The sequence below is a fragment of the Streptomyces caatingaensis genome, from assembly GCF_001187435.1.
GTDB classification, from domain to species: Bacteria; Actinomycetota; Actinomycetes; order Streptomycetales; family Streptomycetaceae; genus Streptomyces; species Streptomyces caatingaensis.
The window spans coordinates 693,530-716,362 of the sequence record NZ_LFXA01000002.1; the positions used below are offsets into that span (position 1 = coordinate 693,530).

The 22,833-nt window shown below is 75.4% G+C and carries 22 protein-coding genes; 9 read left to right on the top strand and 13 right to left on the bottom strand.

Annotated elements, in window-relative coordinates; translation table 11 throughout:
• Positions 1-110: 110 nt before the first annotated feature.
• Entirely contained in the window at positions 111-683 is a 573-nt protein-coding gene (locus tag AC230_RS03675; RefSeq protein ID WP_049714448.1) for an ATP-binding protein, read from the top strand.
• A gap of 165 nt (positions 684-848) precedes the next feature.
• Entirely contained in the window at positions 849-2,924 is a 2,076-nt protein-coding gene (locus AC230_RS03680) for a SpoIIE family protein phosphatase (RefSeq protein ID WP_049714449.1), read from the top strand.
• Here AC230_RS03680 and AC230_RS03685 read toward each other — a convergent pair.
• Both AC230_RS03685 and AC230_RS03690 read right to left on the bottom strand, forming a co-directional pair.
• Entirely contained in the window at positions 2,917-3,411 is a 495-nt protein-coding gene (locus tag AC230_RS03685; RefSeq protein ID WP_049714450.1) for a helix-turn-helix domain-containing protein, read from the bottom strand. The two genes, AC230_RS03680 and AC230_RS03685, sit on opposite strands and share 8 nt — an antisense overlap.
• Positions 3,412-3,926: 515 nt before the next feature.
• Positions 3,927-4,943 carry an Lrp/AsnC family transcriptional regulator gene (locus AC230_RS03690; protein WP_078870931.1) on the bottom strand — a complete coding sequence of 339 codons (1,017 nt, stop codon included), beginning with the start codon at positions 4,941-4,943 and terminating at the stop codon, positions 3,927-3,929.
• A gap of 58 nt (positions 4,944-5,001) precedes the next feature.
• Here AC230_RS03690 and AC230_RS03695 point away from each other — a divergent pair, with 58 nt between their 5' ends.
• Positions 5,002-5,826, top strand: coding sequence for an SAM-dependent methyltransferase (locus tag AC230_RS03695; RefSeq protein ID WP_053160980.1), 825 nt, complete (start codon positions 5,002-5,004; stop codon positions 5,824-5,826).
• A gap of 96 nt (positions 5,827-5,922) precedes the next feature.
• A complete protein-coding gene (gene panD / locus AC230_RS03700; protein ID WP_049714453.1) occupies positions 5,923-6,339 on the top strand; it encodes an aspartate 1-decarboxylase in 417 nt (138 codons plus the stop codon).
• Between the two features lie 15 nt (positions 6,340-6,354).
• On the opposite strand, the gene AC230_RS03705 is transcribed toward panD, so the two are convergent.
• On the bottom strand, positions 6,355-7,707 hold the full coding sequence (locus AC230_RS03705; RefSeq protein WP_049714454.1) for an MFS transporter: 1,353 nt from the start codon (positions 7,705-7,707) through the stop codon (positions 6,355-6,357).
• 111 nt (positions 7,708-7,818) lie between these two features.
• Here AC230_RS03705 and AC230_RS03710 point away from each other — a divergent pair, with 111 nt between their 5' ends.
• The gene (locus AC230_RS03710; protein ID WP_049714995.1) at positions 7,819-8,826 is read left to right on the top strand and encodes an Lrp/AsnC family transcriptional regulator; all 1,008 of its coding nucleotides are present in this window, start codon (positions 7,819-7,821) and stop codon (positions 8,824-8,826) included.
• A 99-nt stretch (positions 8,827-8,925) separates the two neighbouring features.
• Entirely contained in the window at positions 8,926-9,711 is a 786-nt protein-coding gene (locus tag AC230_RS03715) for a sigma-70 family RNA polymerase sigma factor (protein ID WP_049714996.1), read from the top strand.
• A 168-nt stretch (positions 9,712-9,879) separates the two neighbouring features.
• Here AC230_RS03715 and AC230_RS03720 read toward each other — a convergent pair whose 3' ends face one another.
• Positions 9,880-10,119 (bottom strand): chaplin, encoded by a 240-nt coding sequence (locus tag AC230_RS03720; RefSeq protein ID WP_049714455.1) that lies wholly within the window; start codon positions 10,117-10,119, stop codon positions 9,880-9,882.
• Positions 10,120-10,440: 321 nt separating this feature from the next.
• Between AC230_RS03720 and AC230_RS03725 the strand changes: the two genes are divergently transcribed.
• Positions 10,441-11,922 carry an SDR family NAD(P)-dependent oxidoreductase gene (locus tag AC230_RS03725; protein ID WP_049714456.1) on the top strand — a complete coding sequence of 494 codons (1,482 nt, stop codon included), beginning with the start codon at positions 10,441-10,443 and terminating at the stop codon, positions 11,920-11,922.
• A gap of 78 nt (positions 11,923-12,000) precedes the next feature.
• Here the strand turns inward: AC230_RS03725 and tsaD are convergent, their stop codons facing one another.
• On the bottom strand, positions 12,001-13,041 hold the full coding sequence (tsaD, locus tag AC230_RS03730) for a tRNA (adenosine(37)-N6)-threonylcarbamoyltransferase complex transferase subunit TsaD (protein WP_422125558.1): 1,041 nt from the start codon (positions 13,039-13,041) through the stop codon (positions 12,001-12,003).
• A 168-nt stretch (positions 13,042-13,209) separates the two neighbouring features.
• Between tsaD and cbiE the strand changes: the two genes are divergently transcribed.
• Complete coding sequence (gene cbiE, locus AC230_RS03735; RefSeq protein ID WP_241833110.1) at positions 13,210-14,436, top strand: precorrin-6y C5,15-methyltransferase (decarboxylating) subunit CbiE; 1,227 nt, start codon at positions 13,210-13,212, stop codon at positions 14,434-14,436.
• Complete coding sequence (gene cobM / locus AC230_RS03740) at positions 14,433-15,203, top strand: precorrin-4 C(11)-methyltransferase (protein WP_049714458.1); 771 nt, start codon at positions 14,433-14,435, stop codon at positions 15,201-15,203. The genes cbiE and cobM overlap by 4 nt, the downstream gene beginning before the upstream one ends.
• A gap of 24 nt (positions 15,204-15,227) precedes the next feature.
• Here cobM and AC230_RS03745 read toward each other — a convergent pair whose 3' ends face one another.
• The 8 genes from AC230_RS03745 to pptA form a co-directional block, all read right to left on the bottom strand.
• Complete coding sequence (locus AC230_RS03745) at positions 15,228-15,488, bottom strand: dsRBD fold-containing protein (protein ID WP_049714459.1); 261 nt, start codon at positions 15,486-15,488, stop codon at positions 15,228-15,230.
• Positions 15,489-15,929: 441 nt separating this feature from the next.
• Positions 15,930-16,763: a hypothetical protein gene (locus AC230_RS03750; RefSeq protein ID WP_049714460.1), complete on the bottom strand. Its 834-nt coding sequence runs from the start codon at positions 16,761-16,763 to the stop codon at positions 15,930-15,932.
• 153 nt (positions 16,764-16,916) lie between these two features.
• Positions 16,917-18,083: a serine hydrolase domain-containing protein gene (locus AC230_RS03755; RefSeq protein WP_049714461.1), complete on the bottom strand. Its 1,167-nt coding sequence runs from the start codon at positions 18,081-18,083 to the stop codon at positions 16,917-16,919.
• Entirely contained in the window at positions 18,080-19,603 is a 1,524-nt protein-coding gene (locus AC230_RS03760; protein ID WP_049714462.1) for an alpha/beta hydrolase, read from the bottom strand. Before AC230_RS03760 ends, AC230_RS03755 begins: the two co-directional genes overlap by 4 nt.
• A 133-nt stretch (positions 19,604-19,736) precedes the next feature.
• Positions 19,737-20,294 (bottom strand): DUF3291 domain-containing protein, encoded by a 558-nt coding sequence (locus AC230_RS03765; protein ID WP_049714463.1) that lies wholly within the window; start codon positions 20,292-20,294, stop codon positions 19,737-19,739.
• 225 nt (positions 20,295-20,519) lie between these two features.
• The gene (locus AC230_RS03770) at positions 20,520-21,698 is read right to left on the bottom strand and encodes an MFS transporter (protein WP_241833062.1); all 1,179 of its coding nucleotides are present in this window, start codon (positions 21,696-21,698) and stop codon (positions 20,520-20,522) included.
• Between the two features lie 157 nt (positions 21,699-21,855).
• Positions 21,856-22,596, bottom strand: a complete 741-nt coding sequence (locus tag AC230_RS03775) for a maleate cis-trans isomerase family protein (protein WP_049714464.1) — start codon at positions 22,594-22,596, stop codon at positions 21,856-21,858.
• 11 nt (positions 22,597-22,607) lie between these two features.
• Positions 22,608-22,832, bottom strand: a complete 225-nt coding sequence (gene pptA, locus AC230_RS31745; RefSeq protein WP_049714465.1) for a tautomerase PptA — start codon at positions 22,830-22,832, stop codon at positions 22,608-22,610.
• Between the last annotated feature and the right edge of the window lies 1 nt (position 22,833).

Here is a 22,833-nt window from a genome sequence, read left to right on the forward strand (position 1 = left end):
ATAGACCTCTGGCGAAAATCGCGCGACTGTGGGGAAAACCACTGCGCGGACCGGCCGGCTCCCCCACGCCATCAGGCACCCGCGCTCCCCCCTCGACAGCCCTGAGCCCCATGCCTGCTTCCAGCCGCGACATCCTGAGCCCGTCGTGCCCGGCGGACGTCTTCCCCGGTGCTCCGCAGCCGGTCGTCCCGGAACCGGTCGTCCCGTGGCCGTCCGGCTCTCCCGCGACGGGCGGCCTCCGCTCCCCGCGCCTGCCCGGCCCCGTCCGCCCATGGCTGCCCGAGCTCCCCGCGCCCGCGCCCGCCCGCACCCTCTCGCTGCCCGCGTCCCCGCGCTCCGCGGCCCTGGCCCGCCGGTTCTCCCGGCTGCTGCTCGCCGAGTGGGGGCTGGACGACCTGGCGGACGACGCCGTCCTGCTCCTGTCGGAGCTGGTGACCAACGCCGTCGTCCACGTCCCCGAGGGCTCCGGCGGCGTCGAGCTCGCCCTCACCCGCACCTCCGCCCACCTCCTCGCCCAGGTCACCGACTGCGGCAGCGCGCTGCCCGCCTGCGCCCCGGCCCGCGACGACAGCGAGGGCGGACGCGGCATGTGGCTCGTCGAGCAGATCGCCGACCAGTGGGGCCACCACGCCTCGCCCGGCGGCAAGACGGTCTGGTTCGCCCTGCCCCTGCCCGCCGCGTAGCCCCGCCCCGGGACGCGGGCAGGGGTGGGGGGAGGAAATCCCCGCCCCACCCCTCACTCGCGCACCAGGCTGCGCACTGCGCCCCATCCGAGAGACCATGGAGAGCGCCGCGGCGCGCACCGCCGGGAACGCGCGCGAGAGGCGCGGGCGCGAGGAGGACCCTCCATGGGCAGCACCGACGCACACCGCCCGGCCCCCGGCCGGGACGGCGGCGGCCAGGACGGCGGCGTGAGCGGCCTCCTCGACGTGCTGAGCGTGGCCGCCGTCGTCCTGGACCGCGACGGCCGCATCGTCCTGTGGAGCCCGCAGGCCGAGCAGCTCTTCGGCTGGACGCCGGCCGAGGCGCTCGGCCAGTACGCCGCCCGGCTGCTCGTCTCCGAGGACGACATGGACGTCGTCCTCGGCCTCTTCTCCCGGGTCATGGGCGAGGGCGAGAGCTGGGCCGGGGTCTTCCCCGTCCGGCACAAGGACGGCCGTCCCCGCCTCGTCGAGCTGCGCAACGTCCGCCTGGAGGACCGGCACGGCGCCTTCTACGCCCTCGGCATCGCCACCGACCACGAGGTCCTCAACAAGGTCGAGCGGGACCTGGCGCTCTCCATGCGCCTGGTGGCGCAGTCCCCGATCGGCCTCGCCGTGATCGACACCGACCTGCGCTACGTCATGGTCAACCCGGCCCTGGAGCGGATCCACGGACTGCCCGCCGAGGAGCACGTCGGCCGCCGCGTCCGCGACGTCCTGCCCTACATCGACGCCGACACCAGCGAGCGCGCCATGCGGCGGGTGCTCGCCACCGGCCGGCCGCTGCTGGACCGGTTCGTCACCGGCGGCCTCGCCGGGGCCGCCGACGACCGGGCCCGGCTCGTCTCGTACTTCCGCCTGGAGGACGCGGGCGGCCACGTCCTCGGCCTCGCCGCCTCCGTCGTCGACGTCACCGACCGCCACCGCGCCGACATCGCCGCCGGCGAGGCCCGCCGCCGGCTCGCCCTGATCGCCGACGCCTCCGTGCTCATCGGCACCACCCTCGACCTCGACCAGACCGCCCGCGAGCTCGCCGAGGTCGTCGTGCCCGACCTCGCGGACGTCGCCGCCGTCGACGTCCTCGACACCGCCCTGGAGGGCGGGCGCGCCGCCCCGGCGGACAGCAGGGCCGCCGCCATCCGGGCCCTCGCCGTCGCCTCCGCCGGCACCGCCGGGGCCGCCGACGCCGCCCGCGCCGCCGACCCGCCCGGCGAGATCGCCCACTACCCGGCCGACCGCCTGGTCACCCGCTGCGTCACCACCGGACGCCCCGTCCACCTGCCCCGCGTCGGCACCCGCGACCTGCCCCACATCGCCCGCGACCGCACCTCCGCCGCCGTCCTCGCCCGTGCCGGACTGCACTCCTACGTCGCCGTCCCGCTGATCGCCCGCGGCGAGGTGCTCGGCGCCCTCGACCTCAAACGCACCGACAACCCCGTCCCGTTCGGCGACGACGACGTCGTGCTCGCCGGCGAACTCGCCGCCCGCGCCGCCGTCTGCATCGACAACGCCCGCTGGTACCAGCGCGAACGCGCCACCGTCGTCAGCCTCCAGCGCACCCTGCTGCCCCAGCGCCCGCCGAGCCCCGTCGGCCTCGAAGTCGCCCACCGCTACCAGCCCGCCGGCGCCGCCGGCCAGGTCGGCGGCGACTGGTTCGACGTCGTGCCGCAGGACGGCGGCCGCAGCGCCCTGGTCGTCGGCGACGTCATGGGCAGCGGCATCACCGCGGCCGCCGCCATGGGCCAGCTGCGCACCGCCGCCCGCACCCTCTCCGGCCTCGGCCTCGACCCCGCCCAGGTGCTGCGCCACCTCGACCAGGCCGCCACCGGCCTCGGCCAGCTCATCGCCACCTGCGTGTACGCCGTCTACGACCCCGGGGAGGGCTGCTGCCGCGTCGCCAACGCCGGGCACCTCCCGCCCGTCCTCCTCCGCGACGGCCGCCCGCCCGTCCTGCTCGACCTGCCCACCGGCGCGCCGCTCGGCGTCGGCGACGTCCCCTTCGAGAGCGTCGTCGTCGACCTGCGGCCCCGCGACCGGCTCGTCCTCTACACCGACGGACTGGTCGAGACCAGGGACGAGTCCATCGACGACCGCCTCGCGGCGCTCGTCCGGGTCCTGGGCGGCGCCCGGCGCGGCCTGGAGGAGACCTGCGACCTGCTGCTCTCGACCTTCCGCCTGGGCAACGAGGACGACGCGGCCCTGCTGATCGCCGAGGTCAGCTGAGCCCGTACGGACCCGGGGGCCCCGGTGGCGCCGTCCGCCCCGGCGGACGCCGCTGCTCCGGCGGCAGGGCGCGCAGGACGCCGCGCGCCTGGGCGGCGGAGTCGGCGATGTCCGTCAGCAGGTGGCAGAGCAGGTCCACGTGGGCCGCACATCCGGCCTCGCGGCCCGAGCTGGCCTCCAGCTCCATGTTGACCTGCTGGAAGACCTGTTCGTCCAGGAAGTAGGCGTCCCGCGCGATGCCCAGGCTGTAGCAGACCTTGAGCAGCGTCTCCAGGGTGAGGTTCGACCCGTCCGCCGACTCGGCGTGCGAGAGCGTCCGCTTGGAGACCCCCGCCCGCTCGGCGAGCCCGGCGAGGGTGAAGGGACCGTCGGGATGGTGGTGGCGTATGTAGCGCAGGCGACGCGCTATGTCGCCCTTCGCCGCGTTGATCCGCTCCTCCAGGGAGGAGTGTCCCCGGGGCTCCGCCGTCCCGCCCCCCTGATGCATCGTCCGACCTCTCACCCACCGCTCCGACCCCTGGACTCTAGCGCCCCGCACGGGGGTGCGATGTCAACTCCCGGGCGGGGTCGCCGCTCTATGTAAGTGATTGTCCAATTTGTCAATGTAGAAGGCCGAACAGGACCGACTTTAGGCGCAATACATTGCGATTCCGGTGCAGCAAGTTGCAATCCCCGGATGCGGATGGCTAACGTCCCGGTCGTGCGGTCGGCGGCCGCTCAAAGCCACGGGGGTGCTTTGAGCGTCGCCGGCCGTATCGCTGTGTCCTCCCGGCGGCCCGGCCGCGCTCCCCTCCCGCCCTCTCCCGCCGCGCGTGAGTGCATCCGTCACCGCGCGGCGTTCCCCTGGCGGAACCCGTCGGCCGCGGCGGACTCCCGTGCCCTTCGCCGGTCCGCGTGGAAGCCTTCGGCGGGAACGGAATGGTCACCGGTTCCCGCTGGAGGTCCGCATGTCCCGCCCCGCATCCCGCGTCCCGCGGCCGTACGCGCCGCACACCCGCGTCCTCAATCCCCTTCCGGAGCGGCGCCGTACGGCCGCCCCGCCGGGATCCCGCAGCGCTTGGTCCGGCGGACGACCGGCTGGGCCTCGGCCTCCAGCACGCCCGGGAGCCGTTCCGTCCGCTCCGTCAAGTACCGTGCGAGGTCAGGGGTGTTGCGGCACACCACCATGGCCACGAGGTTGCCGCCCCCCGTCGTCCGCGCCGCGAAGGCGACTTCGGGGTCGGCGGCGAGCGCGCGCGAGGCGTCGGGCAGCCGCCCGGGGCACACCTTGAGCCAGAGCACGGCCTCCAGGCCGTAACCGAAGAGCGCGGGCGGGACGTCGACGGAGAACCGCACCGCGCCGCGCGAGCGCAGCCGCGTCAGCCGGCGCCGGACGCTCGCCTCCGACCAGCCGGTGAGTCCGGCGAGCCGGGCGGCGCCGGTGCGGCCGTCCCGGGACAGGGCGCTCACCAGGCGCCAGTCGTCCTCCTGGAGCGGGACGGGCCCGCCGCGGTCCTCCTCCGGCGCCGCCGCACCGAGGCCGGCCACCTCGTCCCCGCTCAGGGCGGCCGTGCGGACCGGCCATCCCGACTCCCCGGCGACGACCGCGAGGACGCACTGCGGCGTGACGACGGCGGAGGCGGGGACCGCTCCCAGCGCCCGCCGGAGGGCGGTGTCCTCCTCGCCGGGCGGCGTGCGCACGAGGCAGGTGACCTCGGTGCCGGCGGCGAGGACGCCGACCCAGGACACCTCGGGGCGCCGCGCCAGCCGCCCGGCCAGGGTGGGGGCGGCCGCGCCCGCCCGGCGGATCCTCACCAACCAGTCGGTGAGACCGACGCGTTGACTGTCCGGCATCCCCACGACGCGCAGCCCGGACGACTCCGTGAGACGGCGGAAGCGGTGCCCCAGCGTCCGGTCCGGCACACCGATCACCGAGGCGATGCGGCTGAGCGGCGCGCGGCCGTCGACCTGGAGCGCGTGGATCAACTTCCGGTCGACCGGGTCGAGTCCGGGTCCGTACACCACCGCAGGCCGACGCATTCCGCTTCCCCGTTTCCACGAAAGACCGACAAGGGAGACAACGATGAGGGAGACAACGATGACAGAACTCTTCGACCCGGTTTCCGTCACCGCCCGGCTGACCGCCGCCGAACGCGCCCGTGAGGCGCGCCGCGCGGACCGGCTCTTCGACGACCCGTGGGCGGACGCGCTGGCCGGGCCGGCCGGGCGCGAACTGCTGGCGGAGTTCCGGGGGTCGCTCACGACGGAGATCCCGGTCGTCCCCGTCCGCACCCGCTTCTTCGACGAGGCGCTGCTGGACGCCTGCGGCGCCGGGATCCGGCAGGTCGTCCTCCTGGCCGCCGGCATGGACACCCGCGCGCTCCGCCTCCCCCTCCCCGAGGGGACCGTGGTCCACGAACTGGACCGCCCGGACCTGCTGGCGCTCAAGGACGGCCTCCTGCGCGGCGCGTCCGCCGCAGGCCGTCGCCGGGTGGCCGTGGGGACCGACCTGGCGGGGGACTGGACGGGTGCCCTGCTCGACGCGGGCTTCCGCGCGGACCGGCCCGCCTGCTGGGTCGCCGAGGGACTGACCCCGTACCTCGACGAGGCCGCCGTGTCGGGCCTGCTGGACCGCGTCACCGCCCTGTCGGCCCCCGGCAGCCGGGCGGTGGTGGACTTCGCCGGCCGGTCGCTCCTCGACAGCCCCGCGCTGGCGCCCATGCTCGCGCTCTTCCGCGAACGCGGCATGACGTGGCGGTACGGCCACGAGGAGCCCGAGGAGCTGTTCGCCCGGCGCGGCTGGCGCGCCGGGGCCGCCCGCCTGGGAACCGCCGGCTCCCGGCTCGGCCGGTGGCCCTTCCCGGACGCGCCCCGCGGCACCCCCGGCGTTCCGCAGGGTTACCTGGTCACCGCCGTGCGGTGAGCGCGCCGACCGGCCGGCCGGGCAGCGGGGGTACAGTGGGGGATCGCCCTTGACCTGCACAAACGCAGGCAGGGAGCCGAGATTCAGGAGTGCCCGATGATCCGCACCATGCTCAAGTCCAAGATCCACCGCGCCACGGTGACCCAGGCCGACCTGCACTACGTCGGTTCGCTCACCCTCGACGCCGACCTCATGGACGCCGCCGACCTGCTGCCCGGCGAGAAGGTCGACATCGTCGACATCGACAACGGCGCCCGGCTGTCGACCTATGTCATCGAGGGGCCGCGCGGCTCCGGCGTGATCGGGATCAACGGCGCGGCGGCCCGGCTGATCAGCCCCGGCGACCTCGTCATCGTCATCGCCTACGGGGCGATGGACGACGCGGAGGCCAGGACGTACGAGCCGCGCGTGGTCTTCGTCGACGAGCACAACGCCGTCGTGGACCTGGGCGGCGACCCGGCCGCCGTCCCGGAGGGATCCGGGCTGTCGCGCGGCGACCGCGTCGCGGGCTGAGCCGGCCGGGACGGCTCAGCGGGCGGCGGCCGGCGCGCGGCGGGGGCCCAGCGCGCCGGCCAGCGCCGCCCCCGCCAGCCCGGCCACCGCGGCGGCGACCAGGACGCGGTTGAGCCCGGCGTGGGCCGCGCCGCCGCCCTGCCGGAAGAGGATCCCGAAGACGGCCACCCCCACCGTCTGCCCGAGCTGCCGGAACGTCGTCATCGCCCCCGCCGCCATCCCCGCGCGCTCCGGCGGCAGCGCGCCGAGCACCGCCGCCCCCGTCACCGGGCCGGTCAGCCCCACCCCGACGCCCGTGACCACCAGCCCGGCCGTCACCGAGCCCGCCGTCGAGCCCGCGTCCAGCCCCGCCTGGAGCGCACAGCCCGCCCCCGCGAGCAGCAGCCCCGCGGCCAGGACCGCCCGCGGCGACCGCCCGTGCAGCCGCTTCCCGGCGACCAGCGAGGTCGCACAGGACGCCAGCGCGAGCGGCAGCAGCGCCAGCCCCGCGCGGACCGGCCCCAGCCCGAGCCCCGACTGCAGCCACAGCGAGGTGTAGACGAGCGCGGCGAAGGACGCCGTCGAGGCGAGCACGCACACCATCACGGCCGAGAACGAGGCCCGCGCGAACAGCCGCACGTCCAGCAGCGGATCGGGACGCCGGCGCTCGACGCGGACCAGGACGGCGAGCGCCACCGCCGAGACCGCCAGGGCGGCCGGCACGGGCCACGCGCCCCACCCGCCGCTCCCCGCCCGGTTCAGCGCGTAGGTGAGCGCGCCCGCGCACACGGCGAACGCGGCCGTGCCCGGCACGTCCGTACGCGTCCGCGCGCCTCCGCCGCCGCCCTCGCGGACCCGCAGGGCGAGCGCCAGCGTGACGGCGACGAACGGCACGTTGAGGAGGAAGACCCACCGCCATCCCGCGTACTGCGTCAGCACACCCCCGATCACCGGCCCGGCCGCCGCCCCCAGCCCCGTCACCGCCGCGAACGCGCCCATCGCCCGGCCCAGGTCCGGCCCCCGGTAGACCGCGCCGAGCAGGGCGAACCCGGTCACGGCCAGCGCCGCGCCGCCCACCCCCTGCACCGCCCGCGCCGCGATCAGCACCCGCACGTCCGGGGCCAGCCCGCAGACCAGCGAGGCCGCGCCGAAGACCGCCAGCCCGGCCGCGTACACGGCCCGCGCCCCGAAGCGGTCGGCCAGTGCCCCCGCCGACAGCGTCAGCACCGCCAGGACGAGGGGGTAGACGGTCACCACCCACTGGAGCTCCGCCGGCCCGGCGGACAGCCCCGCGCCGACACGGGGCAGGGCGACGGAGAGCACGGTCGTGTCCAGCAGGAACACGAACGTGCCGAGACAGACGGCCACCAGGGGCCACCACCTGCGCATGACTTCCTCCACGGAAACCGGAGCGTTGCGGACGCCCGTACGCTCCGGCCCGGCCCCCGCCCGCCGCCACCCACGCCCGGTCCGCTGCCGGATACTGGCATGATCACGCTCATGGAGACGCATACCGTCACCCTCGACGCGACCGACCGCGCCCTCGTCCACGCCCTCCAGATCGACGGCCGCGCGCCCTTCCGCCTCATCGGCGAGGCCCTCGGCGTCTCGGAGAACACCGTCGCCCGCCGCTACCGGCGGCTGCGCACCGCCGGCGTCCTCCGCGTCGTCGGTGGCGTCGACGGCACCCGCCTCGGCGGGAGCGCCTGGACGATCCGGCTGCGCTGCACCCCCGACGCGGCCGTCGCCCTGGCCGACGCGCTCGCGGCCCGCCCCGACACCTCGTACGTCCATCTGCTCTCCGGCGGCACGGAGATCTCGTGCAGCGTCCAGACCTCCGACGCCGACGAGAGCGAGGCCCTGCTCCTGCACCGGCTGCCCCGCACCGCCCGCGTCACCTCCGTCTCCGCCCACCTGCTGCTCGGCCGCTACGCCCTGCCCAGCACCTGGGCCGGGGCCGCCGCGCTCACGCCGGAACAGGCCGCCCGGCTCGCCCCGCCGCCCGTCGACGACACCGGTGACATCACCCTCCTCCCGGCGGACCGCCCGCTGCTCGAACACCTCGCGCGGGACGGCCGGGCGAGCCACGCCGAGCTCGCGGCCGCGACGGGCCGTCCCGAGTCGACCGTGCGCCGGCGGCTGGCGGCCCTGCGCGCCGCCGGCGTGCTCGTCCTCCTGATCGACATCCCGCCCGCCGCCCTCGGCTTCCGCACGGAGGCGCGGCTGTGGATGTCCGTGCGCCCCTCGCGCCTGACCGCCGTGGCCGAGGAGCTCGCCCGGCACCCGGAGGTCTCCCTCGTCGCCCTGACCACCGGTCCCACCAACCTGCTGGCCGCCGTCAACTGCCGTGACACACAAGCCCTTTCGCGCTACCTCACCGAACGCGTCGCCGCGCTGGACGCGATCCGCTCGATGGAGACCGCCCCGGTGATCCGGACGGTCAAGCGGGCGGGGGCCCTGCTGCCCGGCGCGTCCGGCCGCCCGGGGCGGGTCCTTCGCTCAGGGTGACGGTGCCGCTGCGCCGAGTCGCGCAACACGAGGCGCCGGGTCATGCTGAAACCGCCGGCAGTCACTCCTTGGCGTACGAGTGAGGGGACCACGGTGACCATGACGGAAGCTGCCACCCGGCGCCGTACGCGCCGGACCCCGGCCTCCGCCCCCGGGATGTTCGCGCGGCTCGCCGCGCTCCCGGACGGGCCCGAGCGGGCGAGGCTCCGCCAGGAGCTGATCGCGGCGTGGCTGCCCATGGCCGAGCGCATCAGCCTGCGCTACCGGTCGAGCGGGGAGAGCCCGGCCGACCTGCGGCAGGTCGCCGCCCTGGCCCTGGTCCGCGCCGTGGACCGGTTCGACCCCGCCCGGGGCTTCGCCTTCGAGTCCTTCGCCGTCCCCACCATCAACGGGGAGCTCAAGCGCCACGTCCGCGACCACGTCTGGTCGCTGCACATCCCGCGCCGCGACCAGGAGTTGAGGGCCGCCGTGCGCGCCGCCCGCTCGCGGCTGGAGCAGCGCGACGCCGGCGCCCGCGTCACCGAGGCGGCCATCGCCGAGGAGGCGGGCCTGACCGAGGCGGAGGTGCGGCGGGGGATCGACGCGGACGGGGTGCACCACACCCTCTCCCTCGACCACCCCGTCGACGGCGCCGGCGAGCTGCCGCTCGCGGACACCCTCGGCCGCATCGACCGGGCGCTGGACCTGGTGATCGACCGGCAGTCGCTGCGGCCGCTGCTGGACGCCCTCCCCGAGCGGGAGAAGTCCGTCCTCTACTGGCACTTCTTCGGCAACCTCACCCAGCAGCAGATCGGCGCGCGCCTGGGCGTCTCCCAGATGCAGATCTCGCGGATCCTCAGCCGCACCTGCGCCCACCTGCGCCGGCAGCTGCTCGCGCCCGCATGACGGCGGCCGGCACCCCCGCGGACAAGGACGTGGCGCCCATCACGGGAGGTGATGGGCGCCACGGGTGCGCGACGGGCGGTTCCGGCGGCTGACTGTGACCGCCCCGCGCGACTGTGCGGTCCGGTGTACCGCAGTCCTTCGGAACTGATCGTTCTTTGGGGGGACGGGTCAGTCGGCGACGCAGGTGTTCCCGAACGTCGGGTTCAGCAGGGCGATGAGGTCGATCGAGTTGCCGCACAGGTTGATCGGCAGGTGGATCGGGACCTGGATGGTGTTGCCGGAGATCACACCGGGGGAGCCGATGGCCGCGCCGTTGGCGTCGGCGTCGGCGGAAGCGATGCCCGAGGCGCCGGTGACGACGGCGCCGGCTGCGGCGGTCAGGAGTGCGGCCTTGGCGATACGCGACATGGACTGTGCCTTTCTAAGGGGTGTTGAGCGGCCATTGTGGCCGGGGGTTCGGGTGGGGATGCTCCAAAAATGGCCGTTGAAGCCGGAATTAACCCATTGGGTGCAATAAGTCAGATGTGATGCGCGGGGTTTGGGATGTCGCCCGATGCGGGGGAGTGGGACGGGCCGCCGTGGGGCGGTCCGTGCGCGGGGTGCCCGGGGTGCGGGCGCGGCGGGGGAGCCGTCCCGGGGCCTCCGGTGCGGGTTTGGAGCCGGGGCCGGGCTTCCGTACAGTTTCCTGGAAGCTTCAATCGAACGCATGGACTGGAACGAACAGCGGCAATGACGGTCACAGAAGAGAGCCGCGGCGACGCGAACGGTGCGGCCGAGCAGGCGGGCATCGACCCCGAGCGCCTGGCGGTCTGCCTCGACGTGCTCAAGGAACTGGACGGACTGCCGCTCGACCACCCCGACGCCGTCACCGTCCGGCGGGCCACCTCCGGCATCTACCGCATGGTGAAGCAGCGCCGCCGACAGGAGCGCCGGGCCGCCAAGACCGAGAACGACCGCAGGGTCACCGAGGCCACCGCCACTGGCTCCGCCGACCGCATCGACGACGAGACGCAGGGCATCCTGCCCAGCTCCACCGCGCTCGGCGAGATCGCCGGCGTCCTGGAGCGGCCCCGCTCCTGCTACATCTGCAAGACCCGCTACGTCGAGGTCGACGCCTTCTACCACCAGCTCTGCCGCGAGTGCGCCGCCTTCAACCGGGCCCGCCGCGACGCCCGCGCCGACCTCACCGGCCGCCGCGCGCTGCTCACCGGCGGCCGGGCCAAGATCGGGATGTACATCGCGCTGCGGCTGCTGCGGGACGGCGCGCACACGACGATCACCACGCGCTTCCCCAACGACGCGATCCGCCGCTTCAAGGCGATGCCGGACAGCGACGAGTGGATCCACCGGCTGAAGATCGTCGGCATCGACCTGCGCGACCCGGCGCAGGTCGTCGCCCTCGCCGACTCCGTCGCCGCCGAGGGCCCGCTCGACATCCTGATCAACAACGCGGCCCAGACGGTGCGGCGTTCGCCGCGCGCCTACAGCGAGCTCGTCGCCGCCGAGTCCGCGCCGCTGCCCGCCGGGGAGCTGCCGGCGGCCGAGGTCATCGGCGCCTTCGGCAGCGGGGCCGTCGACTCCGTCGCGGCGCTGCCGGCCGGGCGCGGGGACGGGCTCACCGCGCAGGACGTCACCGACCTCGCGCTCGTCGGCGGGTCCGCGTCGCTCGCCCGGATCGAGGCCGGGACGGCGATCGACGCGGGCGGGCTGGTGCCGGACCTCGACGCCAGCAACAGCTGGATCCAGACCGTCTCCGAGGTCGACCCGGTCGAGCTGCTGGAGGTCCAACTCTGCAATTCCACCGCGCCGTTCATCCTCATCAGCCGGCTGCGGCCGGTCATGGCCGCGGCGGCGGCCCGGCGCAAGTACGTCGTCAACGTCTCCGCCATGGAGGGCGTCTTCAGCCGCGGCTACAAGGGCGCCGGGCACCCGCACACGAACATGGCCAAGGCCGCGCTCAACATGCTCACGCGCACCAGCGCGCAGGAGATGTTCGAGTCCGACGGCATCCTCATGACCAGCGTCGACACCGGCTGGATCACGGACGAGCGCCCGCACCCGGACAAGGTGCGGCTCGCGGCCGCGGGCTTCCACGCACCGCTCGACCTCGTCGACGGGGCGGCGCGGGTGTACGACCCGATCGTGCGGGGCGAGGAGGGGGAGGACCTGTACGGGTGCTTCCTGAAGGACTACCGCAAGGCGAACTGGTAGTCCGCCGCCGGGCGGTCTCCGCCCCGGCCCCGCCCCCAGAGGGATTCCCCGGGGGAGAGGCGGGCAGAAGGAGACGGCTCAGGCGGCCACGGGGTGCAGGGCCGCGTACTCCAGCGGCGCCGACGGGTCGACCGACACGTTCAGGGGGGCCGGCTCGGCGCCGGCGCGGACCAGGAGGTCGCCGATGGCGGCGATCATCGCGCCGTTGTCCGTGCAGAGACGCAGCGGCGGCACCCGCAGCCGGATCCCGGCCGCGGCACAGCGTTCCTCCGCCAGGGAGCGGACGCGGGAGTTGGCCGCGACGCCGCCGACGACGACCAGCGTCCCCACCCCGTACTCCGTGCAGGCCGCCACCGCCTTGCGCGTCAGGACGTCCGCGACGGCCTCCTGGAGGGAGGCGGCGCCGTCGGCGACGGGCAGCGGGCGCCCGGCCGCCCGGTGCCGCTCGGCCCAGCGGGCCGCGGCCGTCTTCAGACCGGAGAAGGAGAACGTCCAGGGGTCGTCGCGCGGCCCGGTCATCGGGCGCGGGAAGGCGACCGCGCGCGGGTCGCCGTCCCGGGCGGCCCGGTCGACGGCCGGCCCGCCGGGATAGGGCAGCCCGAAGACCCGCGCGACCTTGTCGAAGCACTCGCCGGCCGCGTCGTCGAGCGTGTCCCCGAGGTGCACGATCGGGTCGCGGGCCAGGTCGCGGACCAGCAGCAGCGACGTGTGGCCGCCGGAGACGATCAGGACCACGCACGGATCGGGCAGCGGCCCGTGCTCCAGGGTGTCGGCGGCGACGTGCCCGGCCAGGTGGTGGACGCCGTACAGCGGGACGCCGAGCGCGTACGCGAGGCCCTTCGCCGCCGCCACCCCGACCTGGAGGGCGCCGGACAGGCCGGGGCCCGTGGTCACCGCGACCGCGCCGATGTCGGACATCGTCAGGCCCGCCTCGGCCAGCGCCCGCCGCACCACCGGCGTCGCCGCGTGCACGTGCGCGCGGGCCGCGATCTCGGGGACGACGCCGCCGAAGCGGGCGTGCTCGTCCATGCTGGAGGCCACCGCGTGCCCCAGCAGCCTCCCCTCCCGGACCAGCCCGGCGCCGGTCTCGTCACAGGACGACTCGATACCCAGCACCACCGGTGAACGCCCCACGGCGCGCCTCCTGCCCACTTGACGTACTTGCAAATGATACGCAACAAGGTGGTGGGTGTCGGGCCGTCCCCGCAGGTCAGTAGAGTTTCCGTGCCCCCGCACATCCGTGCCCCGCACACCACCAGCCGAGGACCGAGGACTTCCGTGACCCACGTGACCGTCGTAGGCGTCGGCGCCGACGGCCGGACCGGACTCGCGCCCGCGGCGCGGGAGGCGCTGCGCGCGGCGGAGGTCGTCATCGCGGGCCCCCGCCAGCTCGCGCTGCTCCCGCCGGACTGCGCGGCCGAGCGCGTGGCCTGGCCGTCGCCGCTGCGGCCCGCGGTGCCGGGCCTGCTCGCCGAGCACGCGGGACGCCGCGTCTGCGTCCTGGCCAGCGGCGATCCCATGTTCTTCGGCATCGGACGGGCGCTGGCCGAGGAAGTGGGCCCGGAGCGGCTGCGGGTGATCCCGCACCCGTCGTCCGCCTCCTACGCCTGCGCCCGCCTCGGCTGGCCGCTGGAGGAGACCGAGGTCGTCAGCGCCGTCGGGCGCCCGCTCGCCGCACTGGCGGCGGCGCTGCACGCCGGCCGCCGGCTGCTGGTCCTCAGCGCGGGGGCGGGCACCCCCGCGGAGATCGCCGCCCTGCTGCGCGACCGCGGCTTCGGCCCCAGCCGGATGACCGTCCTCGAACAGCTCGGCTCCGGCCGCGAGGCCCGCCGCGAGGGCACCGCCGAGGAGTGGGACCACCCGGCCGGCGACCCGCTCAACCTCGTCGCCGTCGAGTGCCGCCCCGCCCCGGACGCGCTGCGGCTGTCGCTCGTGCCCGGCCTGCCGGACGAAGCGTTCGAGAACGACGGGCAGTTGACGAAGCGTCACATACGGGCGGCCACGCTCGCCGCCCTCGCCCCCGCCCCCGGCGAACTGCTGTGGGACGTCGGCGGGGGCTCCGGCTCGATCGGCATCGAGTGGATGCGCGCCCACCGCTCCTGCCGGGCCGTCGCCGTCGAGCGCGACCCCGCCCGCGCCTCCCGCATCGAGCGCAACGCCGAGGCCCTCGGCGTCCCCGCCCTGCGCGTCGTCACCGGCGCCGCGCCCGCGGCGCTCGCCCGGCTCCCCGTGCCCGACGCCGTGTTCGTCGGCGGCGGGCTCACGGCGCCCGGCCTGCTGGACGCCTGCTGGGACGCCCTGCCGCCCGGCGGCCGGCTCGTCGCCAACACCGTCACCCTGGAGTCCGAGGCCCTGCTCGCCGCGTGGCACCGCCGCCACGGCGGCGGGCTCACCCGCCTCGCCGTCGCGCACGCCGCCCCCGTCGGCGGGTTCACCGGCTGGCGGCAGGCCATGCCGGTCACCCAGTGGTCCGTGGTCAAGCCGGCCGTCGCACAAGGAGATTCACCGTCATGACCGTGTACTTCATCGGTGCCGGACCCGGCGCCGCCGACCTGATCACGCTGCGCGGCGCCCGGACCCTGGCCCGCTGCGGCGTCTGCCTGTACGCCGGCAGCCTCGTGCCCCGGGAGCTGCTGGACGAGTGCCCGCCCGGCGCCCGGCTGATCGACACCGCCCGCCTCGACCTGGACGCGATCACGGCCGAGTTCGTCCGCGCCCACGAGGAGGGGTACGACGTCGCCCGCCTGCACTCCGGCGACCCGTCCGTCTTCAGCGCCGTCGCCGAGCAGATGCGCCGCCTGGACGCGCACGGCATCCCCTACGAGATCGTCCCCGGCGTTCCGGCGTTCGCGGCGGCGGCGGCCGCGCTCGGCCGCGAGCTGACCGTGCCGACCGTCGGCCAGACCGTGATCCTCACCCGCGTCGCGCAGCAGGCCACGCCCATGCCGCCCGGCGAGGACCTGGCCACCCTGGGCCGCAGCGGCGCCCTGCTCGTCCTGCACCTCGCCGTCCGCTACACCGACCGCGTCGTCGCCGAACTGCTGCCGCACTACGGCGCCGACTGCCCGGCCGCCGTCGTCGCCCTGGCCAGCCGGCCCGACGAGGTGGTGCTGCGCGGCACCCTCGCCGACATCGCCGGCCGGGTGCGGGAGGCCGGAGTCGTCCGCACCGCCGTGATCGTCGTGGGCCGCACGCTGGCGGCGGAGCAGTTCCCCGACAGCTACCTCTACTCGACCGGGCGTGACCGGACGGCCCACGCGCCCTGCGACGCGGGCGCGTGAACCGGACGGGCGGCGGGCCGGGCGCTACGCCGCCCCGGCCGTGCGCAGCTCGTGCGCCTCGCGGCCGCCCTTCTCCCTGAGCTGATCGGCGAGATCGGCCAGGGCCCGGGCGCCCGCCAGCTCCTCGCCCACCCGGGGCTCGCCCGGGTCGTCGGGGTGCCGGGCCGCCTGGCCCCGGGCCCTCAGCTCCGTGCCGTCGCGCAGCCGGAGCATCGCCGCGGCGCGCGCGTGGCGCTCGTCCTCGTCGAACTCGACTTCCACATGCCATCCGGCGACATGCTGCACGGGAATCACCTCCGTACCCCTGCCCCCGTCCTCCAGGCTACGGCGGGCCCTGCGCGCCCGCACACGCGGCGGCCCGCACGCCCGCGGAGGGGCCGCTTGACCCTGACACGGTGTCAGACGGTGCGGTGACCACACCGTGTTCACCACCGGAGACTTCGCCCGGCACGGCCGCGCCGGGGCCGGAGCACGGTGTCACGACGGTGGACCTGTCCGCCGGCGGGGCCGCCGCCACCGTCGTCCACCGGGGCCCGGTGGACGACGTGCTGCCGACGGCCCAGGCCCTGGCCCGCTGGATCGGGGCCCACGGATACCGGTCCGCGGGCCACCCCCGCGAGCTCTGCCTGAAGGAGTGGCCCGCGGACCCGGCGGACTGGGTGACCGGGCTCCAGGAGCCGGTCGTCCGGGACCGGGGCCGGGACCGGTCCGAGGCCGCGCGTCCGCTCACGGAGCGGCGCAGATCACCTGGGCGAACAGCGTCTGCGGCTCGGTGCCGGTGTTGGTCGCCCGGGTCTCCCAGCCCCGGCCGTCGGGGGTGCCGGCCGAGCCGCTGACGAAGGTGTCGTCCCGGGCGGAGCCGCCGCCTCCGGTCGGTACCTCGCCGCCGGGGCAGGCCACGGTGGCGCTGGCGGTCCGGCCCGGCTCCAGGACGACCTGGCGGCCGAGGTGCTGGGAGTGCGGGCGGTCCGAGCACAGCAGGGTGACCGACGGGCCCTGGCTGTCCCCGGCCCGGTTGGCGCCGCGGACCGTCCACACGTCGCCGGTCGCGCTGCCCTGGGTGACGAAGACCCGGTCGCCGGTGGTGTCCCAGCCGCCGCCGGTGACCACCTCGCCCGCGGGGCAGGCGTTGCTCACCGAGCCGTTCACGCCCGGGGCGAGGGCGGTCTGCGGGCCGTTGCCCCGGAAGCGGGCGCCGTCCGGGGCGCAGACCACGAAGGGGGTCAGCCGGCCCGGGGTGTCCTCGGAGCTGTTGTAGGCCCGGACCGTCCAGTCGTCGCCCCCGTGCGTGGTCGACGCGGTGAGGAACACGCCGTCGCTGCCCGCGCCGCCCCCGCCGGTCGGTTTCTCGCCGCGCGGGCAGTGCACCGTGGCGCGCGCGGACTCGCCCGGCGGCACGGTCACCCGGGGCCCGAAGTGCTGGTCGTGGGCCGCCCGGGCGCCGGGCCCCCGCTCCGGCGCGGGGGCGCCGTGGCCCTGCGCGGCGGTGGCGGTCAGCGCCAGGGCGAGCACCGTGGACGCCGCGAGGACGGGGAACCGGGGAAGGGCGAAGCGCCTCATTCTCGACCTCCGGGAGGAGTGGCAGAGGAGTGACAGCTGACGGAACGCACGCTTCCGGATTTCTCGTCCGGGCGGCCGGACGGCGGTGTTCCGTCACCCGGACAGCGCACGCGAGAACGCCCACGCCCCTCGTGGGAGTGACCCCTCCGAGCGTCAGTCCTGCCGGGCGAGTGCCCGGTCCACCAGCCGCAGCGCCGCCCGGGCCTGGGCCTCCCGGCCCTTCGTGTCCGTCCGCAGCGTGAAGACCGCGGCCGCCACGGCCCGCGCGCCGTCGGGGGTGACACCGCTCTCGGAGACGGTGCCGAGGTGCGTACCGCCGTGGAACCAGATCCCCGCACGGGTGCCGGGCACCGGGCGCCAGGCGATGCCGAGCCCGTAGCGGACGCCCGGCGCGTCGATCCACCCCTCCGCGGGGACCGTCCGCCGCATCGCCGCCGCCTGCTCGGCGGGCAGCAGCCGGCCGCCCAGCAGGGCCCGCAGGAACGCCGTCAGGTCCCGCGGGGTGCTGACGATCCCGCCGTCCGCCCAGCCCCCGGCGGCCAGCGAGGTGTCGACGGGGCGGGCGTGCCCGGGGAACTCGGTGTACGCCGAGGCCGTCGGCTGCGGGACGTACGGCGAGCCGCCCGGGGTGAACGTCCGCCGCAGGCCCAGCGGTTCGATGATCCGGTCGTGCAGGAGCTCGGCCCAGGGACGGCCCGCGGCCTTCTCCAGCACCATGCCGAGCAGGACGTAGTCGGTGTTGGAGTAGCCCCAGCGCCGTTCCTCCGCCGGGCGGTCCGCGCGCGGCAGCCACCCGGGCGGCCGGCGCAGCGCCGCCGCCACCTGCCGCTCCGGCGCGACGGGCGGCCGGAAGCGGGCCGCGCGGTAGGCCTCCGGCGTGAACGCGCCCACGTCCACGTACTCGTTGAGGCCGCTGGTGTGGCGCAGCAGATTGACCAGCGTGATCCGGCGCCCGTCGTTGCCGTTGCCCCGGACCAGGCCGGGCAGCCACCGCTCGACGGTGTCGGTGAGCGACAGCCGCCGCTCGGCGGCGAGTTGGAGGACGAGGGTGGCGGTGAAGGTCTTGGTGTCGCTGCCGATGCGGTAGTACGCGTCCCACGGCACGGGCCCGCCGGACGTGAGGCCGGCGACGCCGGAGCGCGCCGCGAACCGGCCCGTGGCGGTGCGCACTTCGGCCAGGACGCCCGTGGCGCCGGTGGCGCGGACGGCGTCCGCGTCCCGCTGGAGCGGGGCGTCGCCGGCCGCCGCGGCGTGGGGCGCGGGGCCCGCGACGAGGGCCGTCGCGGCGGCCGCGAGGGCCGTTCTCCTGGCGAGCGTCATCGCTTTCCCCCCGGGCAGGTCAGGTCGCGGGCGGGGAGCGGGCCGCCGCGCAGGTAGTCGTTGACGGCCCGGTCCGCGCACGGGACGGGGGTGTGGCCCTCGGCACCGCGCCCGTAGACGCCGTGCGAGCGGATGTCCGCCGACACCAGGCGCGAGCCCCTGAGCTTCCGGTGCAGGGCGAGGGCGCCCTCGTAGGGGACGTTGTTGTCGCGGACCGCCTGGAGCATCAGGACGGGCACGGAGTTGGCGATCCGGGTGCCGGGCTCGCGGGGTGCCGTCCTCCAGAACGGGCAGGGCGCGGTCATGTCGTTGACCAGGGGGCCGAAGACCGGCTCGGCGGCCCGGCTGCGGTCGATGTTCCGCCAGTAGGTCTCGGGCCGTCCGGGCCAGCCGCCGGCGGGCCAGCCGCCGTCCCCGCACATGAAGACCGCCCCGCCGGTGAACGAGGCCTCTCCTTCCGGGGAGTTGAGGAACGCCAGCATGCCGGCGAGCTCCGGGTCGGGCCGCACCTTCCTGCCGTCCGCCGCGTCCACCAGGGTGCGCACCGTGCGGGCGAGCGCCGCGTCGTCCTCCTGCCGCTGGACGAACTGCCGCAGGAACAGCCGGATCAGCGGGGCGCCGAGGCGGGTGCCGGCGACCGGGACGGGCCGCCGCTCGGCCCCCTCCAGCAGGCGCTCGACCGTGGCACGCACGGCCGGCGCGGTGCGCCCGAGGCGGTACGTGCTGTCGCGCCGCGCCGTCCAGGCGGCCCACTCGTCGAGGCCCGCCTCCAGCGGTCTTCCGGCGCGCCGGAACAGCTCGTACTGCGTGGCGTCCGGGTCGGTGGACGAGTCGACGACCAGACGGTCCACCTGGCCCGGGAACAGCTGCGCGTAGACCGCGCCCAGGTCGGCGCCGTAGGACACCCCGTAGTACGAGAGCCGGCGTTCGCCGAGGGCGGCACGGATCGCGTCCATGTCGCGGGCGACGTTGCGGGTGGAGGCGTGGGGGAGGAGCGCCGCGTTGTCGCCGTGGGCGAAGCAGCGCTCGGCCGTCGCGCGGTGGCGGGCGATCCCGTCGTCGAAGTCGCGGCGCGGGGTGGTGCGCCGGCGGGGCTCGGCGGGCGCGGGGGCCGGGCCGCAGTCGACCGGGGTGCTCGCGCCGAGGAACCGGGGGTCGAAGCCGATGAGGTCGTAGCGGTCGGCCACGTCCTTCAACGCGGGCTTGAGCGCGAGGGTGTTGGCGAGGCCCACGCCTCCCGGGCCGCCCGGGTTGGAGAGGAGGACGCCGCGGCGGTGGGCGCTGTCCTTGGCCTTGACGCGCGAGACCGCTATGCGGATCGTGCGGCCGTCCGGGACCGACCAGTCCAGGGGCACGGCGAGCTGCCCGCACTCCGCGCCCGCCGCGACGAGCTCCTTCTCGGCGGCGGGACAGGGCCCCCAGCGCAGTGCGCCGCCCGGAGGGGAGGCGTGGGCCGGCGGGGCGGCGGGGGCGGCGACGGCGAGGAGGGCGGCCGAGAGGACGAGGGCTGGGGTGCGCATGGGTCTCCAGGGGCGGGGCGTCGGTCCGTCCCGACCCTAGAAACCGGCGTGCGGGACGGCCATCGGGCTGCCCCGACGCCCGACCGGGGGGTAGCCCCACCCCCGAGGGCCGTCCACAGGTCCGCCCGCCTCGTCAGTGGACCGGGTCGCTCTTCCGCCCGATGCCGTCGGTTCCCGCCGGAGTTCCGTCCGGGGAGAACGGGTGGCGGAAGGTGAAGGCGTGCGGCGCGGGGCCGTGGCCGTGGAGGTGCTCCAGCCTGGAGACCCCGTCCTGCCAGGTGGGTATCGCGTCGTCAGGAACCCACCAGAACATGTGGTTCGGCTGCTCGGCCTTCTCGAACCAGTCGTGACGCCTGCTCAGAGCACCGCGGTGGAGACCGGTGTAGACGGCCTCGAAGGCGGGGCGCAGGCCGGTCCAGAGCGAGAGGGTCGTCGCCAGCGCGGTGGTTTCCACCGTACGGCCCTTGTCGTACCAGGCCGGTACGGCGAACTCCCCCCACGCTCCCCAGTCCGCCCCGAAGAGCAGGCCCCGGTCACCGTCTGCCGCTTCGGCATGCGCGAGGTAACCGGGGTACCGGCTGATCTCCCGGTAGACGGCCTCGCCGATCTCGTAGAACTCGTGCGTGAGCGGTGCGGGATCGGCGAGGGGCGACTTCAGGACGCCGAACGTGTACAGCGCAAGACTGGGCATGCGTTTCTCCCTGGACGGGGGTGCCCGGTGGGGACCCGGTGGCGACCGTGGGCGGTCGCCGAGGACCAGGTGAAGGTAGCTGCCTCCGGGGGCGGTGTCGAAGTTGCCAAGTCCCTGTTCACGTGGCTTCTTGCACAGGTCCTCGCGGGGGCTGCGAGGGGGACGGGCGTGAGCCGCGCGGGCAGCCCCTGACCGCGCCGTGCGCCTTCGCGGCCCGGCACCCGCTCAGTCCTCGCCCCCGGCCCCCCGCGCCCCCGGCGCGAAGCCGTGGCGGCGTGAGACCGTCACGACCGCGAGGGCGGGGACGGCCAGTACCAGGAGGACCCACGGCAGCGCGCCGGCGCCGGCCGACTCGACGAGGAGGCCGCCGGCGAGGCCGCCCCCGGCGACCGCGAGGTTGAAGACGGTGACGAACATGGACTGGGCGACGTCCGCCCCGTCCCCGGCCGCGTCGGCGATCGCCGTCTGAAGCAGCGTGGGACCGCCGCCGAAGGTGACGCCCCAGGCGACGATGCCGGTGAAGACGAGGGGCGCGGAGTGGCCGGCGATGCCGAGCAGGAGGGCGGCGAAGGCGAAGCCGGCCAGGCTGGCGAGCGTGACGACGCGCAGCAGCCGGTCGACGAGGACGCCGGTGAGCCAGATGCCGAGGATGGCGGACGCGCCGAAGACGCCGAGGGCGATGTCGACGTGGTCGCCGAGACCGGCGTCCTTCAGGAAGGGCGCGATGTAGGTGTAGAGGATGTTGTGGGCGAGGATCCACAGGAACATCACGCCGAGCACCGGCCGGACGCCGGGCAGGACGAAGATCTCCCGGATGGGCCGCCGGTCCGCGGCCGTCTGCCCGGGGAAGTCGGGCACCAGCGCCCGCACCCAGAGCATGAGCAGCAGCGCGACGGCGGACATGACCCAGAAGACGCCGCGCCAGTCGAAGAGGGAGCCCAGCCAGGTGCCCAGCGGGACGCCGAGCGTGAGGGCGATCGGCTGGCCGACGCCGACGATGGCCAGGGCCCGGCCCTGGAGGTGCTCGGGCACCAGACGGCGGCCGTAGCCGGCGAGCAGCCCCCAGATGACCCCGGACGCCATGCCCGCCACGAAGCGGGCGACCAGGGTGAGGCCGTAACTGCTCGACAGGGCCGTCGCGGTGTTGAAGACGAGGAGCCCGCCGACGGCCAGCAGCAGCAGGGGCCGCCGCCGCATGCCGCGGGTGGCGGCGATGACGGGCACCGCGGCCACCACGGAACCGATGGCGTAGAGCGTGACGAGCTGCCCCGCCAGTCCTTCGGAGATGCCGAGTCCGTCGCCGATCTGGGGGAGCAGGCCCGCGGGCATCGTCTCGGTCATGATGGCGAGGAAGCCGGCTGTGGTGAAAGCCAGCAGTCTCCACACCGGGATCCGGTTCTCCACCGGGATCCCTCCCCCGTCCAGAGCGGTCCTTCCGCTGCCGGTGCTGCCGGTAATACTCACGGCGATTCTCCAGTTGTCTCGGTCACCGCCGGGCGGGGACATCCTCCATCCCCGCCCGGTTTCTGCTCGGCTTTCCGCGCGGCCGGGGCCGCGCGGCTCAGTGCTCGGCGAGCAACGAGCCGAATCCGCGCACCCGGTCGGGGATTCCGTTCTGCCGGAGGGCGTGCCAGTACAGCACCGTGTTGTTGGTGACGACCGGCTTGCCGAGCCATTCCTCGGCGGCGGCCGCGACGCGCCCCATGGCAACGTTCGTGCCGACCTGCACGATCGCGTCGACGTCGGGCCCGTCGATCTCCCTGACCGCGTCGCGGAGTTCGGCCTCGGACACGTGGGAGATCTTCTCCGGGCTGCTGCACCCGAGCCCCTGGACGCGGACGACGTCGTATCCGCTGTCCGTGAAGAACCGGCTCACCGAGTCGTCGCCGACGGCGAGATAGGGCGTGATGACGGCGACCCGGCGCGCCCGGTGGAGCGTCAGGGCGGCGTCGAACGCGTCGGGGCTCATGACGACGGGCAGGCCGCCGGCGGCCTCCTTGAGGGAGTTCAGCACGGGGGCGTGGGATTCCGGCCCGTCCCAGTAGATCTCCGGCGAGAAGCCGATCACGATCGTGTCGGGCTTGCAGGGCACGATCGTCTCGATGGCCCTGCGGGTCGATTCCCGGTAGCCGTCCACCAGGGTGTCGATGCCCTCCACGAGGGAGTAGTCGGCCGTCAGCATGCGGCCGGTGTGGTTGGTGACGCCGACGGGCCGCAGCGCCTCCAGTTCCGGCTGCATCGAGGTGTTGGTGGCGGGGACGACGACGCCGACCTTGAGGCGCGGTCCGAGGGAGTCGGTCATGACGTGCTCCTTCAGTAGTTCGGGTGCTTGATCAGCAGATGCGGGCGCCCGGTGATCTCCGGTCCGTGGACCGTCTCGTTCCAGACGGCCTGCTCCACCGGTTCCAGGGCCACCGAGACGGCGTCCTCGGACACGCCGAAGTGCCGGGTGATCACGTCGGTGAGCGACTCGGCCAGCCGTTCCCGTTCCTCACCGGTGAAGTCCTTCGGGAAGTGCTTGATGTTGATGTGCGGCATG